This window comes from Pseudomonas sp. F9001 (assembly GCF_013385435.1).
In the GTDB taxonomy this organism is placed as follows: domain Bacteria; phylum Pseudomonadota; class Gammaproteobacteria; order Pseudomonadales; family Pseudomonadaceae; genus Aquipseudomonas.
In genome coordinates, this window is the sequence record NZ_JACAPX010000021.1 from 54916 (window position 1) to 70729 (window position 15814).

At 60.9% G+C, this 15814-nt stretch carries 17 protein-coding genes; 6 read left to right on the top strand and 11 right to left on the bottom strand.

Annotation, left to right across the window (positions count from 1 at the left end; genetic code table 11):
• Nucleotides 1–34: 34 nt before the first annotated feature.
• On the top strand, nt 35–193 hold the full coding sequence (locus tag HX818_RS20545; protein WP_003211049.1) for a YqaE/Pmp3 family membrane protein: 159 nt from the start codon (nt 35–37) through the stop codon (nt 191–193).
• 6 nt (nt 194–199) lie between these two features.
• On the opposite strand, the gene pqqE is transcribed toward HX818_RS20545, so the two are convergent.
• From pqqE to HX818_RS20590, 9 genes are all read right to left on the bottom strand, one after another.
• Nucleotides 200–1339, bottom strand: coding sequence for a pyrroloquinoline quinone biosynthesis protein PqqE (pqqE, locus tag HX818_RS20550; RefSeq protein WP_008434380.1), 1140 nt, complete (start codon nt 1337–1339; stop codon nt 200–202).
• Nucleotides 1332–1607, bottom strand: a complete 276-nt coding sequence (gene pqqD / locus HX818_RS20555) for a pyrroloquinoline quinone biosynthesis peptide chaperone PqqD (RefSeq protein WP_003211043.1) — start codon at nt 1605–1607, stop codon at nt 1332–1334. Before pqqD ends, pqqE begins: the two co-directional genes overlap by 8 nt.
• Nucleotides 1604–2356 carry a pyrroloquinoline-quinone synthase PqqC gene (pqqC, locus tag HX818_RS20560; protein ID WP_003211042.1) on the bottom strand — a complete coding sequence of 251 codons (753 nt, stop codon included), beginning with the start codon at nt 2354–2356 and terminating at the stop codon, nt 1604–1606. Before pqqC ends, pqqD begins: the two co-directional genes overlap by 4 nt.
• A gap of 11 nt (nt 2357–2367) precedes the next feature.
• Complete coding sequence (gene pqqB / locus HX818_RS20565; protein WP_003211040.1) at nt 2368–3279, bottom strand: pyrroloquinoline quinone biosynthesis protein PqqB; 912 nt, start codon at nt 3277–3279, stop codon at nt 2368–2370.
• 77 nt (nt 3280–3356) lie between these two features.
• Entirely contained in the window at nt 3357–3431 is a 75-nt protein-coding gene (pqqA, locus tag HX818_RS20570) for a pyrroloquinoline quinone precursor peptide PqqA (RefSeq protein ID WP_003194766.1), read from the bottom strand.
• Between the two features lie 159 nt (nt 3432–3590).
• The gene (gene pqqF, locus HX818_RS20575; protein ID WP_177020658.1) at nt 3591–5963 is read right to left on the bottom strand and encodes a pyrroloquinoline quinone biosynthesis protein PqqF; all 2373 of its coding nucleotides are present in this window, start codon (nt 5961–5963) and stop codon (nt 3591–3593) included.
• Nucleotides 5964–6014: 51 nt separating this feature from the next.
• Nucleotides 6015–6809 (bottom strand): carbon-nitrogen hydrolase family protein, encoded by a 795-nt coding sequence (locus HX818_RS20580; protein ID WP_102370039.1) that lies wholly within the window; start codon nt 6807–6809, stop codon nt 6015–6017.
• Nucleotides 6810–6819: 10 nt separating this feature from the next.
• Nucleotides 6820–8502, bottom strand: coding sequence for an NAD(P)/FAD-dependent oxidoreductase (locus HX818_RS20585; protein ID WP_177020672.1), 1683 nt, complete (start codon nt 8500–8502; stop codon nt 6820–6822).
• Between the two features lie 167 nt (nt 8503–8669).
• Nucleotides 8670–9152 carry an Lrp/AsnC family transcriptional regulator gene (locus tag HX818_RS20590; RefSeq protein ID WP_050543199.1) on the bottom strand — a complete coding sequence of 161 codons (483 nt, stop codon included), beginning with the start codon at nt 9150–9152 and terminating at the stop codon, nt 8670–8672.
• 161 nt (nt 9153–9313) lie between these two features.
• Between HX818_RS20590 and HX818_RS20595 the strand changes: the two genes are divergently transcribed.
• Nucleotides 9314–11674, top strand: a complete 2361-nt coding sequence (locus HX818_RS20595) for a glucose/quinate/shikimate family membrane-bound PQQ-dependent dehydrogenase (RefSeq protein ID WP_177020659.1) — start codon at nt 9314–9316, stop codon at nt 11672–11674.
• A 42-nt stretch (nt 11675–11716) separates the two neighbouring features.
• Here the strand turns inward: HX818_RS20595 and HX818_RS20600 are convergent, their stop codons facing one another.
• Nucleotides 11717–12583: a LysR family transcriptional regulator gene (locus tag HX818_RS20600; protein WP_003211026.1), complete on the bottom strand. Its 867-nt coding sequence runs from the start codon at nt 12581–12583 to the stop codon at nt 11717–11719.
• A gap of 113 nt (nt 12584–12696) precedes the next feature.
• Between HX818_RS20600 and HX818_RS20605 the strand changes: the two genes are divergently transcribed.
• The 4 genes from HX818_RS20605 (at nt 12697) to HX818_RS20620 (ending at nt 15211) form a co-directional block, all read left to right on the top strand.
• The gene (locus HX818_RS20605; RefSeq protein WP_010167388.1) at nt 12697–13122 is read left to right on the top strand and encodes a VOC family protein; all 426 of its coding nucleotides are present in this window, start codon (nt 12697–12699) and stop codon (nt 13120–13122) included.
• 10 nt (nt 13123–13132) lie between these two features.
• Nucleotides 13133–14386, top strand: coding sequence for an amidase (locus HX818_RS20610; protein ID WP_177020660.1), 1254 nt, complete (start codon nt 13133–13135; stop codon nt 14384–14386).
• Between the two features lie 185 nt (nt 14387–14571).
• Complete coding sequence (locus tag HX818_RS20615; protein ID WP_003211022.1) at nt 14572–14754, top strand: type II toxin-antitoxin system HicA family toxin; 183 nt, start codon at nt 14572–14574, stop codon at nt 14752–14754.
• Nucleotides 14755–14809: 55 nt separating this feature from the next.
• Nucleotides 14810–15211 (top strand): type II toxin-antitoxin system HicB family antitoxin, encoded by a 402-nt coding sequence (locus HX818_RS20620; RefSeq protein ID WP_003211020.1) that lies wholly within the window; start codon nt 14810–14812, stop codon nt 15209–15211.
• An 89-nt stretch (nt 15212–15300) separates the two neighbouring features.
• Here HX818_RS20620 and HX818_RS20625 read toward each other — a convergent pair whose 3' ends face one another.
• Nucleotides 15301–15813 carry a hypothetical protein gene (locus HX818_RS20625; protein ID WP_177020661.1) on the bottom strand — a complete coding sequence of 171 codons (513 nt, stop codon included), beginning with the start codon at nt 15811–15813 and terminating at the stop codon, nt 15301–15303.
• Nucleotide 15814: the final 1 nt, after the last annotated feature.

The window sequence follows — 15814 nt, forward strand, 5'->3', positions numbered from 1 at the left end:
GGCTCACACGAGCCGATTTTCTGGAGCTGAACCCATGGATATCATTCGCATCATCATCGCTATTCTGCTGCCGCCACTGGGTGTGTTCCTGCAAGTGGGTTTCGCTGGCGCGTTCTGGCTGAACATCCTGCTGACCTTGTGCGGTTACATTCCCGGCATCGTGCACGCGGTGTACATCATCGCCAAACGCTAAAAGACCTCAGCCTTTCGCGATCAGCCGTGAGTTGCGCTCATTGCGAAAGGCCAGTTGCTCAATGGTCTGGGTGGCGTGCTCCGCTTCTTCGCGGGCCTGGAGGATCATGCCGTGGTGCTCCGATTTGCTGCACACCGGGTCAGCATTGCTGGCATCCCCGGTCAGCATGAACGCCTGGCAGCGGCACCCACCGAAGTCCTTTTCCTTCTCGTCACATGAACGGCACGGCTCGGGCATCCAGTCGTAGCCGCGAAAGCGGTTGAAGCCAAACGAGTCGTACCAGATGTGTTGCATGCTGTGGTCGCGCACATTGGGAAATTGCACCGGCATCTGTCGGGCTCCGTGGCACGGCAGGGCAGTACCGTCCGGCGTTACTGTCAGAAAGATGCTGCCCCAGCCATTCATGCAGGCTTTCGGGCGTTCCTCGTAGTAATCCGGCGTGACGAATATCAGCTTGCACGGGTGGCCTTCGGCTTCGAGCTTGGCGCGGTATTCGTTGGTGATGCGTTCGGCGCGCACCAGCTGTTCCTGGGTCGGCAACAGGCCGACCCGATTGAGCTGGGCCCAGCCGTAGAACTGGCAGGTGGCAAGCTCGACAAAGTCCGCTTCCAGGGCAATGCACAGCTCAATGATGCGGTCGATCTTGTCGATATTGTGCCGATGGGTGACGAAGTTCAGCACCATCGGGTAGCCATGGGCTTTCACTGCCCGGGCCATTTCGAGTTTTTGCGCGAAGGCTTTTTTCGAGCCGGCCAGCAAGTTGTTCACTTGCTCGTCACTGGCCTGGAAACTGATCTGGATATGGTCCAGGCCGGCCTTCTTGAAGTCGCTGATCTTCTGCTCGGTGAGGCCGATGCCGGAGGTGATCAGGTTGGTATAGAAACCCAGCTTGCGTGCCTCGGCGATCAGTTCGGCGAGGTCCTGGCGCACCAGCGGCTCACCGCCGGAAAACCCCAGTTGCGCAGCGCCCATTTCCCGGGCTTCACGAAATACCTTGATCCACTGTTCCGTGCTCAGTTCCTTGCCCTGCTCGGCAAAATCCAGCGGATTGGAGCAGTACGGGCATTGCAGCGGGCAGCGGTAGGTCAGCTCGGCCAGCAACCAGAGCGGCAGGCCGATTTCCGGCTTGGGTGGCAGGTCAGGCAAGTTCGATCCAGTGCTGAGCACGGGCAACCTCCATGAATTGCTCGATGTCTTCACCGAGCTCGGGCACGCCAGGGAACTGCTTGTCCAACTCGGCGATGATTGCGCTGACATCGCGCTCGCCGTCGATCAAGCCACCGATCAAGGCGGCGCTGTCGTTGAGCTTGATCATGCCTTCCGGGTACAGCAGCACATGGCCTTTTTGCGCCGGTTCGTACTGGAAACGATAGCCCTGGCGCCAGGTCGGTTTTTTGCTGCGATCGAAGCTCATAGGGTGATCCCCTTATGCCATACACGCTGATCGGTCACGCTGTGATACGGCGGGCGTTTCAGTTCATAAGCCATGCTCATTGCATCGAGCATGCTCCAAAGAATGTCCAGTTTGAACTGGAGAATTTCCAGCATGCGCTCCTGGCCTTCGCGGGTGGTGTAGTGCTGCAGGGTGATGGCCAGACCGTGCTCCACATCCCGGCGAGCCTGGCCCAGGCGGGTGCGGAAATACTCGTAGCCGGCGGGGTCGATCCATGGGTAATGCTGGGGCCAGCTGTCGAGGCGCGACTGGTGGATCTGCGGGGCGAACAACTCGGTCAGGGAACTGCTGGCGGCTTCCTGCCAGCTGGCCCGGCGGGCGAAGTTGACGTAGGCGTCTACCGCAAATCGTACGCCCGGCAGTACCAACTCCTGGGAGCGCAGTTGATCCGGGTCGAGGCCGACGGCCTGTCCCAGGCGCAACCAGGCTTCAATGCCGCCGTCTTCGCCGGGAGCGCCGTCGTGATCCAGCAGGCGCTGGATCCACTCACGACGAATCTCCCGGTCCGGGCAGTTGGCCAGGATCGCGGCGTCCTTGAGGGGAATGTTCACCTGATAATAAAAACGGTTGGCGACCCAGCCCTGGATCTGCTCGCGGGTGGCGCGGCCTTCGTACATCGCCACGTGATACGGGTGATGGATATGGTAGAAGGCGCCCTTGGCGCGCAGGGCCTGTTCGAACTCGGCGGTGGTCAGCGGTGTGTCAGTCATTTGGCTCGCTCCTACAATTCAATGCTCATGCCGTCGTACGCCACTTCTACATTGCGTCGCAGCAGCTCGGCTCGCTCGGGCGAGTCTTCATCCAGGATCGGGTTGGTGTTGTTGATGTGGATAAGCACCTTGCGCTGCTTGGGCAACTGCTCCAGCACTTCCAGCATGCCGCCGGGGCCGTTTTGTGCCAGGTGGCCCATCTCGCGACCGGTGCGGGTGCCGACGCCACGGCGCTGCATTTCGTCGTCGTCCCACATCGTGCCGTCCACCAGCAGGCAATCGCTGCCGGCCATGATTTCCAGCAACGGTGCGTCAACCTTGCCCAGGCCCGGCGCATAGAACAGCTTGCCGCCGGTGCGCAGGTCTTCGACGATCAGGCCGATGTTGTCGCCCGGGTGTGGGTCGAATCGGTGAGGCGAGTAGGGCGGTGCCGCGCTACGCAGGGGCAATGGCGTAAAGCGCAGGTTGGGGCAGGCGGGGATCGTGAAGCTGGCGTCCAGCTCGATGCGGTTCCAGGCCAGGCCGCCGTTCCAGTGGGTCAGCATGGTGAACAGCGGGAAGCCGGTGCTCAGGTCTTCATGGACCATGTCGGTGCACCACACCTGGTGCGGGCAGCCTTCGCGCAGGCTGAGCAGACCGGTGGTGTGGTCGATCTGGCTGTCCATCAGGATGATCGCGCTGATGCCGGTATCCCGCAGCGCGCGGCCCGGTTGCATCGGGGCGAAGCCTTGAAGCTGGGCGCGGATATCTGGCGAGGCGTTGCACAGCACCCAGTTCACGCCGTCATCGGAAATCGCGATGGACGACTGGGTACGCGCCTCGGCCCGCAGGCTGCCGTCGCGAAAACCTGCACAGTTCACGCAGTTGCAGTTCCATTGCGGGAAACCACCGCCCGCGGCGGAACCTAGAATCTGGACAAACATGGCCGCTCCATTACACACAACTCAAAAATAAAAACGCCCCGGGCGAGCCGAGGCGTTGCATTGCGATACAAAGCCAATCAGCGGCTGGCAAAGTACATGGTGACTTCAAAGCCGATACGCAGATCAGTGTAAGCAGGTTTGGACCAGGTCATGTTCTTACTCCTACGAAGGGAAGGGACGTTTACTACCAAGTAATACATATAGTCCACCTCCAAGCGGAGATGTTCAGATGTGTGCATGTGAATGTTACGTACTTCTTTTGAAGATAGCGCTGTCCTGCGGGAAAAAGCCTTTTACCGAAGCGGCAATGATCAGCCAGATCGTTGCCAGGAGCCGGCGGCACAAGCGCCATTGGCCACACAGCACCATCCGCCTGCAGCAGCATCGAGTTGCTGTGCAGCCACCATTAAATCCTCGCGGGTGCGGGTCTGGATGAAATCTTGCAGCTGCTGGATGTAATCCGACGGGTGGCCTGCCAAGTGCGCGTGCCAGAGCAGTTCAGCGGCTTGGGAAGTGGGTAGGGCGTCGAGGGAAAATTGCCGGGCCAGATCGTTCGACAGTTCGCTGGCGTTGATCAGCGCGGGCAGTTGCTTCAGGAACGCCTGCAGGCGATCAAGTATTTGCGCAAGAGACGCGCTTGGGGATTGCACCCCAAACAGCAGGCCGGTTTGCCCGTTGTACTGTCGGATGCCGCTGAACACCGCGTAGCCCAATTGAAGCTCAACACGCAGTTGCTGGTAGAACGGCGCTTGCACCAGATGTGCGAGGAGGCGCCAGCAAGCTTCGTCCGCCAGGGAGCGTGTGGCTGTCGGGCAGAACAGCAGCAACGCGGCGTCGCTGGAATCGGTCCTGACTTCGTGCCAACGATGCTGGCTGCTGATTGACGGCAGTTCGCTGATAGCCGCTTGCGGTTGGCCGGGCAGTTTCCCGGCTGCACTTTTTATCGCCGTCTCGCAGGCGGCGGACAGTCCCACGGCAAGCCCTTGCCAGCGAGCGGTTGACCATCTGTCTCGCCCAGCAACCTGTTGTGCAGCTGGGGTGTCGGCGCAATACCCGGGCAATGCCTTGAGTAACTGCCGGATCGCCATTGCCGGCGCGGGGGAGGATGACGCTCCGGCATTTTCGTCGAGGCGGGTCAGCTCACGGGCCACTTCCTCCAATATCGCGGGCATGGGTTCGTGCAGCCCTAGCATCTTCAGCTGCCAGTGACCGCCGATTGTCTCGAAAGACAACTGGACGCCAGCCTGGCTGGCGTTCTCACGCAGCCGTGGGAAAAGCTCTGCATCCAGCGGCGAATCCAGATGCCAGCGCAGGTAGAGCGCGCCTTCATCTGTGTCGCCTGGCAAGGCCTGGCTGAAGGTCAGCGCCGAAAAGTCCTTTCGCCCACGGGAGCGATCCTGGGCGAACGTGCGCAGGCCGCGATGGGCGCTGGTTTGCCCGCGAATCAGCCCCGGGCGCTCTTCCCTGGCTGTCGGCTGCAGGAACGGATTGGTGGGCGGCAGTTGCCAGGCGTGCCGGGACGGCGGCAATTGCAGCGAGTCCAACAGGGTCTTGAGGGAGCTGGCGCTTTGCTCGGACAGGACGAGTTCGTTGGCCTGCCGGGCCAATGCCAGGGCACCACTGACCTGTTGTTTGCGAGCAAGCAGCAAGGCGTACTCTTCCCGCAGGGGCGCCCAGTCACTGTGTGCGAAAAAGCTCAGCCAGTCGTGCAGCAGTTCTTCGATCAGTGTCGTCTGCTGCGCACCCTGAGTGTCCAGGGTGAACTTGATATCCAACAACGCCTGTCCGGCAAATTGATACAGCGCCGTTGCGTTAATGGCACTGACTAACTGCCGCGACTGCAACTCGGCGAGCAACCCGCCGGGCGCCGAAGTGTTCAGCCACAGGCAGAGGAAATCCAGCGCCTCAGGGGAAGCCTCGCTTGCCACCACCTGATGCCAGTGGTGTTCATCGGTGTGTTGATAGGTACGTTGATTGCCGGCCAGCAACGCTGGCGCCGGCGTCTGTCGCCGCAGAGGTGCAGTCTTCAGCGCAGCGCCAAACTGATGCGCCAATGCCTCCAGCTCCACCAGCGACTGAGGGCCCGCAAGGCTCAAGGTCATCTGCCCGCAATGATAGAAACCTTCATAAAAATCCCGCAACGCCTGCTGAAAATCCTCACGCTCTACCGCCAAGCTATCCCGGTTGCCCGCATGAAACGCGCGCAACGGATGATCCGCCGCAACCCCTCCCAGCAACGCTTGTTGCTGTTGCGCCGTGGCATCTTGCGACCAGGCAATAAACTCCGCCTGCAATACTTCGCGCTCACGCAACTGGTCTTCCAGGGCCAGGCGCGGATGGGCGAGCATGTCCCCCAGGCGCTCCAGTGCGGCTTCAAATGCCGAAACAGGCACCTCAAAGAAAAAGTCGGTAGTGCGCTCGCGGGTGCTGGCATTCACCTGTCCACCCTGGCGCTGCACGTAGGCCATCAGCCCGTCGCTTGCAGGAAAACGCCCGGTGCCCAGGAACAATAAATGCTCAAGAAAATGCGCCAGCCCCGGCCATGCCAGGGGCACATCGTGGCTGCCCGCTGCAACGCGCAAGGCAGCCGCGGCGCGCTTCAAGCGCGGCGCATGATGCAAGGAAACCCGCAGGCCGCTGGCCAGGGTCAATTGAAGGTGATGAGGGTGGGCCGGCGCAGGCATGAGCACTTCCGAAACGTAGGAAGTGCCTATGCTAGCGCAAAGCAGCCGGGATCAGTGCTTGTGCAACGCCCCATAAAGCTCGGGACGACGGTCCAGCAGGTAGCGATTGGCCGCGCGTGAGTCGACCATCAACTGCCGATCGAGTGTGCCCACGATCAGCGCTTCATCCAGACCGGCCTGGGCAATCCGCTGGCCATCCGGCGCGGCGATGCTGCTTTGCCCGCAATACTGGATCTCGCCTTCCTGCCCGCAGTAATTGGCGTAGGCCACATAACACTGGTTTTCAAACGCCCGCGCCCGCACGGTCACATCGGCGACGAAATCGAAAGGCACCATATTGGCCGTCGGTACCAGGATCAACTCCGCCCCGGCCAGCGCCAGGCGCCGGGTGTTCTCCGGGAATTCCAGGTCATAGCAAATCAGGAAACCCAGCGTCCAGCCGTTCAATTCCACCAGCGGAAAATCATCGTCCCCGGCGCTGAACATCGAGTTGTCGAGGTCGCCAAACAGGTGGGTCTTGCGGTAGTTGCACAGGCGCTGGCCGTTGGCGTCGATCAACTGCACGGCGTTGTAGATCTGCCCGTCTGCACCGCGTTCCGGATAGCCATAGAGGATCGCCACGCCCGAGTTTTTCGCCAGCGCGGCGATGGATTGGGCAGCGGGACCGTCCTGGGTTTCAGCCAAGGCGCCGACCGCTTCCACGCCGATGTTATAGCCGGTGAGAAACATCTCCGGCAGTACCAGCAGGTCGGCGTCGGTGGCCTCTTGCGCCAACTGATGCAGGCGCTTGAGATTACCGGCCACGTCCAGCGGCAAAGGCGGGCATTGATACAGGGCAACACGCATGGGCAACTCCTTACTCGGGCAGTGCGATCGGTCCGATCTCGTCGAACACATCCCCCGGCCCCGGGTTCTGCGGGTGAGTGCTGCCACCGAAGTGAGTCATGATGCCCCACACCGCGTTCAGCGAGGTTTGCACGGCGCCTTCAACCCACGCCGGGGTCCAGGACACGTCGTCACCGGCAATGAAAATACCGCGTTGCTCCGCCGGCATGTCCTTCTGCATGAAGTGCGCATACATCCGTTGGTTGTAGCGATAGTGGCCGGGAAGTGCGCCTTTGAAAGCACCGAGGAAATGCGGGTCTGCTTCCCATGACACGGTGATCGGATCGCCGATGATGCGCGCGGCGATATCGACTTTCGGGTAGATCTTCTTCAGTGCATCCAGAGCCAGTTTCACGCGTTTCTCGATGGGTTGCGGAAGCATTTTCAGCGCATCGCTCATCCAGGAGTAGGACAGGCAGATCACCCCCGGCTTGTCGTCACCGTTGTCGAACAGATAGGTGCCGCGGGTCAGGCGATCCGTCAGCGTCATGCTCATCAGGTCGCGGCCGGTTTCCGGATCCTTGTCCTTCCAGAATGGCCGGTCGACCATCACGAAGGTCTTCGACGACTGCATGTAGCGGGTGCGGTCCAGGGCCATCCACATCTTTTGCGAGAACAGGGTTTCGTCGCACTCGATCTGGGTGGTCAGCAGCCAGCTCTGGCAGGTGGTCAGCACGGCGGCGTATTCGCGGGTGTCACCGTAGTTGTCGGTGACGGCGAAACGGCCGTCCGGCGCGTGGGCAATGCGCTTGACCCCGGCCCGTGGCGCACCGTTGTGCAGGGAACTGAGGCTGGTGCCTTCGGGCCAGTGGGCGCAACGCTCCGGCACATGGCGCCAGATGCCCATGGGCACTTGGGCGACGCCGCCGACCACCAGATGCTGGTGATCGTCGCAGTTGGTCATCACCACGCGGAAGATTTCCAGCATCGAGTTGGGGAAGTCCGAGTCCCAGCCGCCGGTGCCAAAGCCGACCTGGCCGAACACTTCGCGGTGATGAAAGGACAACTTGGCGAACGCTTTGGAGGTCGCCACGAAGTCGTAGAAGGTGCGGTCGTCCCACAACGGAACCAGCGTATTCCACAGCTCTTTCAGGCGCGGTACGTCACGGTCGCGGATGGCTTGCTGGATATCGGCGAACTGCGAGCCGGCTTCCAGGGCGTCGGCCCAGGCGTCAGCCACTTCCTGGAACAGTGCAGGAAGGTCAGCGAGTTTCTGTGCGTAGTGCGTCTGGCCTTCGAGGTCGATGACCGTGCTGCCAGAAGCCGGCGTCAGCGGGTTGGGGAAGGGTTTGGTCTCCAGCCCGAGCTTGTCTACATAGTGGTAGAACGCGGTAGAGGACACCGGGAAACGCATGCCACCCAGTTCCGCAATGATGCCTTCGGCGCCTTCAAACGCCTGGGAGCGCAGGCGGCCACCCATTTTCGAGGCTTCATACACCACGGGTTTAAGGCCCAGCTTCATCAACTCATAGGCGGCTACCAGCCCGGCAATCCCGGCGCCGACGATCGCCACTTCGGCGCCGTGGTTGGCCGCCGGAATGCTACCCAGGCCCGCCGGGTGTTCGATCCAGTCATCAAAGGCAAACGGGAAGTCCGGGCCAAAGATAGTGATGGGCTTCTTGCCGTTTGCCGGGTGGCGATTGGTCTTGCTGATGGTGCTGGAAGGAATGCTCATGGCTGACCTTGCTGGCGGCTCGGCGGGGCGCGACCCGCTGAGTATAGGAAAAGATGGCAGCCATTCTAGGGAGCGTAGCGTTCGTTAATAAGACGCAATGTGTCGTCGGATTGAATTGTTTTTAGTCAGAGTGACGATCTTGCTGGTCAGATTGGTTGGCCGCGATCCAGTTTGTTACTGAGGATGATCGAGGTGGTGGTCTTCTCCACGCCGTCGACGCTGCCGATCTGGTCGAGCAGTTGATCCAGCTGTTCCGGCGAATCGGTGCGCAGCCAGGCCACGTAATCGAACTCGCCGCTTACCGCACATAACTGCTGAACCTGCGCCATGGCACTGATCCGGCGCAGCACTTCCTTGCCGGAGCGCGGTTGCACGGTGATCCCCACGTAGGCCTGCAAACCACCGTCCACCACCCGCTGGCTGAGGCGCACGCCATAGCCGGTAATCACCTGGGTTTTTTCCAGGCGCGCCAGGCGTGAGGTGACGGTGGTGCGCGCGATGCCCAGTTGCCGGGCAAGCATGGCCACGCTTTCACGCGCGTTGATCTGCAAGGCGGCGATCAACTGGCGATCGATTTCATCGAGGACGGGAGGGTGAGAGGCGGGCAAGGTGTTCTCCGGCGCGGGCATCAATGGGCGAGCATGTTACAGGCTCGGTCCTGGCGATACTGCCCGCCCCGCCGGGAATTTATTTTCGCCGCTGATCGAACACATTATTTTGTGCCAGATTGTGAAAAGTAACTGTTTGGTACATTATTTTGCGTTAGGTATACAGGAAGGACGTTTGCGCGATGAATAACTTTGGGGCTGCCACCGGCAGCAGATGGTTGCTGGTTGGGCTGGGCCTGCTGATCGCCTTGATCGGCCTGGGTTTGGCAGGCGGTGGCGGTTACCTCGTAGTGCTGGGCGGCAGTTGGTATTTCCTGCTGATGGGCCTGGCGATGCTGGTCTCTGGTGTGCTGATCGCCAAGCGCCGGCCTCAGGGCGCATGGCTGTACGCCGTGGCATTGGTGCTGACTGCGATCTGGGCGGTGTGGGATACCGGTCTGGAATACTGGCCGTTGGTTTCGCGAGTCCTGACCTTCGCCGTCATCGGCCTGGTAGTCGCGCTGATTTATCCACAGCTCGCCCGCGCTTCCGGATCGACACCCGGGCGCGGCGCCTATGGCGTTGCCGGGCTGCTGGGCCTGGGCGTGGTCGCCACCCTGGCGTACATGTTTGTACCGACCCACGTGGTCAAGGCCAGCAGTGAGCCTGCGGTGACTGCGGTAACGCCGGGCACCGAGCAAAAAGACTGGGCCCACTGGGGCAACACCACCGCCGGCAATCGGTTTGCCGCGCTGGACCAGATCAACAAAGGCAACATCGACAAGTTGCAGGTGGCCTGGACCTTCCACACCGGCGACATCCCCGAGAGCAATGGCGCCGGTGCCGAAGACCAGAACACCCCGCTGCAGATCGGTGACAGCGTTTACGTGTGCACCGCCTACGGCAAAGTGTTTTCCCTGGACGCCGATACCGGTGCCCAACGCTGGAAATTCGATCCCCAGGGCAGCGGCCCCAACTGGCAGCGTTGCCGTGGCCTGGGGTATTTCGACAGCAGTGCCAGCGAGCAACCCGCCGGCGCCAAAGCCTGTGTGAAACGTCTGTTTCTGCCGACCGGCGATGCCCGGTTGATTGCGATCAATGCTGAAACCGGCGCGCCTTGCGAAGACTTCGGCGACCACGGCACCGTCGACCTGAGGACCGACATGGGCGAAGTGAAGCCCGGTTATTACCAGCAAACCTCGACGCCACTGGTGGCGGGCGATGTGGTGATCGTGGGCGGGCGTGTGGCGGACAACTTCTCCACCGGTGAACCGCCAGGCGTGGTGCGCGCCTTTGACGTGCACAGCGGCGAACTGGTGTGGGCCTGGGATCCGGGCAACCCGAACACCACCAAACGCCCACCTGCAGGAGAGACCTACACCCGTGGCACGCCGAACGTATGGTCGGCCATGTCCTACGACGCCAAGCTCGGCCTGGTCTACCTGCCCACCGGTAACGCCACCCCGGACTTCTTCGCCGGTGAACGTACCGCCTATGACGACAAGTGGAGCTCCTCCATCGTCGCCATCGACGTGAAGACCGGCCAAGTGCGCTGGCACTTCCAGACCACTCACCACGACCTGTGGGACTTCGACCTGCCGGCACAGCCGCTGCTCTACGACATTCCGGATGGCAACGGCGGCGTGCAACCGGCACTGGCCCAAGTCACCAAGCAGGGTGAAATCTTCCTGCTCAACCGCGCAACCGGCGTGCCCATCGCCCGGGTCGAAGAGCGTCCGGTGCCCCAGGGCAATGTGCCCGGCGAACGCTATTCGCCGACCCAGCCGTTTTCGGTGGACATGCCTTCGATCGGCAATCAGCAACTGACCGAATCCGACATGTGGGGCGCCACGCCGTTTGACCAGTTGATGTGCCGCATCCAGTTCAAGGGCATGCGCCACCAGGGCGTCTATACGCCGCCAGGCCTGGACCGCGCGCTGCAATTCCCGGGCTCCCTGGGCGGAATGAACTGGGGCAGCGTGTCAGTGGACCCGAATACCCACTATATGTTCGTCAACGACATGCGCCTGGGTTTGGCCAACTACATGATCCCGCGCGACAAGATCGCCGCCGGTGCCAGTGGCATCGAAATGGGCGTGGTGCCGCAAGAAGGTACGCCATTCGGTGCAATGCGCGAGCGCTTCCTCTCGGCGGCGGGCATTCCGTGTCAGAAGCCGCCGTTCGGCACCCTGTCGGCCATCGACCTGAAAACCCACAAGCTGATGTGGCAAGTGCCGGTGGGCACGGTTGAAGACACCGGGCCGCTGGGCATCCGCATGCACATGCCGATTCCAATCGGCATGCCGACCCTCGGCGCGTCCCTGGCCACCCAGTCCGGCTTGCTGTTTTTTGCTGGCACCCAGGACTTCTACCTGCGCGCTTTCGACACCGGCAACGGCAACGAGATCTGGAAATCACGGCTGCCGGTGGGTAGCCAGTCGGGGCCGATGACCTACGTGTCGCCCAAGACCGGCACGCAGTACATCGTGCTCACCGCTGGCGGCGCGCGACAGTCGCCGGACCGTGGGGATTATGTGATTGCCTACGCGTTGCCCAAGAAATAGGGCGTGAAAAAGCCGCACGGATGTGCGGCTTTTTTTTGCGTCTTAGATTGTGTCTGCCAGCAGGCATCGGGCAAAGAGTTGTGGCACCGGAAGGTTGCGCTGGCTGTAGCGGCTCAGCAAGATGATTTCCCGGTTAAAGGTCAGCTCGCCCAGCGGGATGACACGCACCTGCGGGGATCGGTCCAGCCATAGTCCGGCGTGGGGAACCAGTGAAACGCCCAGGCCGCATTCGACCATTTTGACCAGCGCCTCAATCTCGTCCAGTTCCAGCGCCACTTGCACGTCCAGCCGCTGATCCCGCAGGAAGCGACTGACCAGCCGCCCGCCAAACGAAGCCCGGTCGTAGCGCACGTGAGGATGAGCGGCGAGCAGTTGCAGCGGGTCATCCCCCTCGACCGTCAGCGGCGCGATCAACACAAACGGCTCCCTGCGCAGCAGTTGCACGTGCAGTTCCTTGGGCAAGTCAAAGGGTGGGCGAATGATGATCGCCGAGTCGAGTTCGCCTGCATCCACCTGGCTGAGCAGCTCCAGGGAAACTCCCGGCACCAACTTGCACTCCACCGTCGGCGCCGCCTGGCGCAAACGCACCAGGGCCTGGGGCAGCAGGCCGGTCTGGGCGGTGGTGATGGCGCCGACCTTCAACTCGCCCCTGTACTCATTGGCATCCACCGGCACAGCCATGCGGTTGAACGTCTCGAGAATTTCCCTGGCCAGCGGCAGCGCGCGGATCCCCGCCGCGTTCAGCGTGGCCTGGCGTCCGGTTCGGTCGAACAACTGCACGCCGAGCACCTGCTCCAACTGACGGATCTGCGCACTCACCGCCGATTGCGTCAGCCCGATATGCATGCCCGCTGCGGCGAACGTGCCATGGCGGGTAACGGCGATAAAGGTTTTCAGTTCCCGCAGCATGGGCGTCTCGATTGATCAAAATAATTTGAGCTCGCTGCGAAAATTATCGTCTTTCCATCGGTTACGGCAAGGCTAGACTCGCAAGGACTTAATACCCATAGAGGTTAGACCTGATGGCACTGGCTCCTTTTCACCTGGCAATTCCGGTATTCGACCTGGCGGCTGCGCGGCAGTTTTATGGCGAGGTGTTTGGGTTGGAGGAGGGACGTGCCAGTGATCACTGGGTCGACTTCGACTTCTTCGGGCATCAATTGGTGATTCATGAGCACCCGAAAACCGCTTCTCAAGAGGCGGCGCACACCAATGCAGTGGACGGCCACGACGTGCCGGTGCCGCATTTTGGCGTGGTGTTGAGTTGGGATGATTGGCATGCATTGGCGGAGCGTTTGCAGGCGCGCAATACCCGATTTGTGCTGGAGCCTCACATTCGTTTCAAAGGCCAGGTGGGCGAGCAGGCGACGTTGTTCCTGTTTGACCCGTGCGGCAACGCGCTGGAGTTCAAGGCGTTCAAGGACATTGGGCAGTTGTTTGCCAAATGAGGGCGCTTTGATGAATGGCCTGGATGCAACGGGCATCGCCGTGGCGGTGGGTTCGGGGGCGATTACGCCGGCTTTGGTTGCTGAACACTTTCTTGCGCGCATAGGTGTCGACGAACCAGATATCCAGGCGTTTGTATCCTTCGACGCTGAGGCGGTGCGCGAGCAGGCGTTGCAGCTTGAAGGCTGTTCCGGTCCGCTGGCGGGCTTGCCCGTGGGGATCAAGGACATCTTCGATACCGCCGACCACCCAACGGAATTCTATTCGCCGATTTACCAGGGTAATCGTCCATCGCGGGATGCCCATGTGGTGACGCTGCTACGCCAGGCGGGCGCTATCATCATGGGCAAGACCCACACCACCGAATTTGCCTACATGAACACGGGGCCGACGCGTAATCCGCTGGATTTGTCCTGCACTCCGGGTAGCTCCAGCGCGGGTTCCGCGGCGGGGATGGCGGCCGGTTTTTTCCCGTTGGCGTTGGGTACCCAAACGGCGGGGTCGTTGCTCAAGCCTGCGGCTTATTGCGGGTTGTTTGCCTTCAAACCTTCGTTTGGACTGGTCTCGCTGGAAGGCGTGAAACCCCTGGCGCCGAGCTTCGATACCGTGGGTTGGTATGGCCGTTCGGTGCGTGATCTTGAGCGGGTGGCGCAGGTGTTGATTCGAGGGTTTCCGGCTGTTGAGGTCGGTCGTCGGCCTTTGCGGCTTGGTTTCTGCCGTACTTCTCGCTGGTCGGATGTGCAGCCGGTGGTGGCCCAGGCGATTGAGCTAGCGATAGCCAGGTTGGGGCCTCTTGTCAGTGAGGTCGTGTTGCCTGAAGCGTTCGACGGAGTATTCGACGATCACCAGTTGATCAACGATTGCGAAGGTGCCCGTTCATTGGCCAAGGAGTTTCAGTCTCATCCTGAGTTACTCAGTGATTCGACATTGGCCATGATTGAGCGTGCGAAGGCTACAAGCTGGGAACAGGAGTCGGCTGCGAAGTCACGCCTCGCGCAACTCGCCCCGCAGCTCGCGCAGATCTGCCAGCCGTTTGATGCGATGTTGAGTGTTTCCTGCGGGATGCTGGCGCCGGTGGGGTTGGCGACCACGGGCCCGTCGGACTTCATCAAGTTCTGGGGCGCTTTTGGCTTGCCGCAGGTGAATGTGCCGGTGATGCGTGGGGAAGGGGAGTTGCCGGTGGGGTTGCAGGTAATTGGGGCGTTTAGAGGGGATGCGCCGTTGCTAGGTTCGGCGCAAGTCATTGTTAATGCGTTGGTAAGCTGAGAGTCAGTCAAGGCACAAAAACTGACATTAGTTCGCTGGCGAAGCGGCGATAGGCGTAGTCATCATATTCTTCGCATGAGCCCGTTCAGAAATGAGCGGGCTTTTTTCATTGGTGTGTCCTGTGTGTATAAAAGATGCTGCAGGACACCTTCGGTGTGTAAGATACACACTGTGGAGCGGGCGCGATGAGAAGCAGAGAGGTAATTGACTTGCTGATGGCGGATGGATGGTTTGAGGTGGCGGCGAAAGGCAGTCACCATCAGTTCAAGCACTCAACCAAGCCCGGCCGGGTGACGGTTCCTCATCCTAAATCAGAGATAGCCAAGGGGACCTTGCACAGCATTTTGAAATCAGCAGGCCTGAAGTGATGACCGTAGGTTATGTGGTGAATGATCCCGCTGCGGCTCATTCAAAGGAGGAAAAATGAAATTTCCAGTAGTGATACACAAAGACGCTGATTCAGATTACAGCGTGACCGTCCCGGACGTGCCAGGTTGCTTTTCTGCGGGCACAACCTTTTCCGAAGCTCTGGATAATGTCCGCGAAGCTTTAGCGCTGCACCTCGAGGGATTGGTTGCTGATGAGGAGCGGCTTCCTCAGGCTAGAGAGGTCGACGTCCATTTGGAGAATCCGGACTTTGCGGGTGGCGTGTGGGCGGTGATCGACTTTGATCTCACTCCTTACCTGGGCAAGTCAGTCAGGTTCAACGCCTCACTGCCTGAGCAACTTTTGAATCGTATCGATGAGCGAGTGCAAAAAGACCATCGCTATGCCTCGCGCTCTGGGTTCCTGGCGACGGCGGCTTTGCGCGAACTTTCCGTTTGATAACGGGCCGGTAGAGCACGCAGTACAAAAAAGGCTTACGCCGCAAAGCGTAAGTCTTTCTTTTATTCGAGGAGGTGTGATCGGCGAGATTACGACCCCTTGCACACCTTCGCAGCGGCAGCATCGTTCGGGATAAATGAATCCGGCGCGCCCGGCTTCAGCACCACGTACCCTCGCCGCCACGGTTGATCGTCCACCAGATTCCAGCGATGCCCTGTGCCGGTGTTGTCTTCGGCGATCAGTACTTCACCCGGATGCAACGTGAACTTCTCACCGCCGCGTGTCACGAACGCCAGGGTGCCGGACAGCGTCATGACGTACTGTGGCTCCGGGTCGTTATGCCAGCTATACGAGGAATGCGCCGCCGTTTGCTTGAAGTGAATGGCGGTCACGTCATTGCGCATGCTCTGGTCGATGGTGCCTTCCAGTACGTGCGAATTGTTGTCGGCGCCGGTGCAGAGCTTGAGTGCCTTGATGGAGTCAGTGGCGGCGGGGGCGGCTTGTGCGCCGCTCAAGGTTGCGAGGGTGATTGCGACGGCGGCTGTGGCACGCATGCCCAGGCGGTGGATAGAGTTGTGCGGTGAACGTTTCTTCTGAGGCATG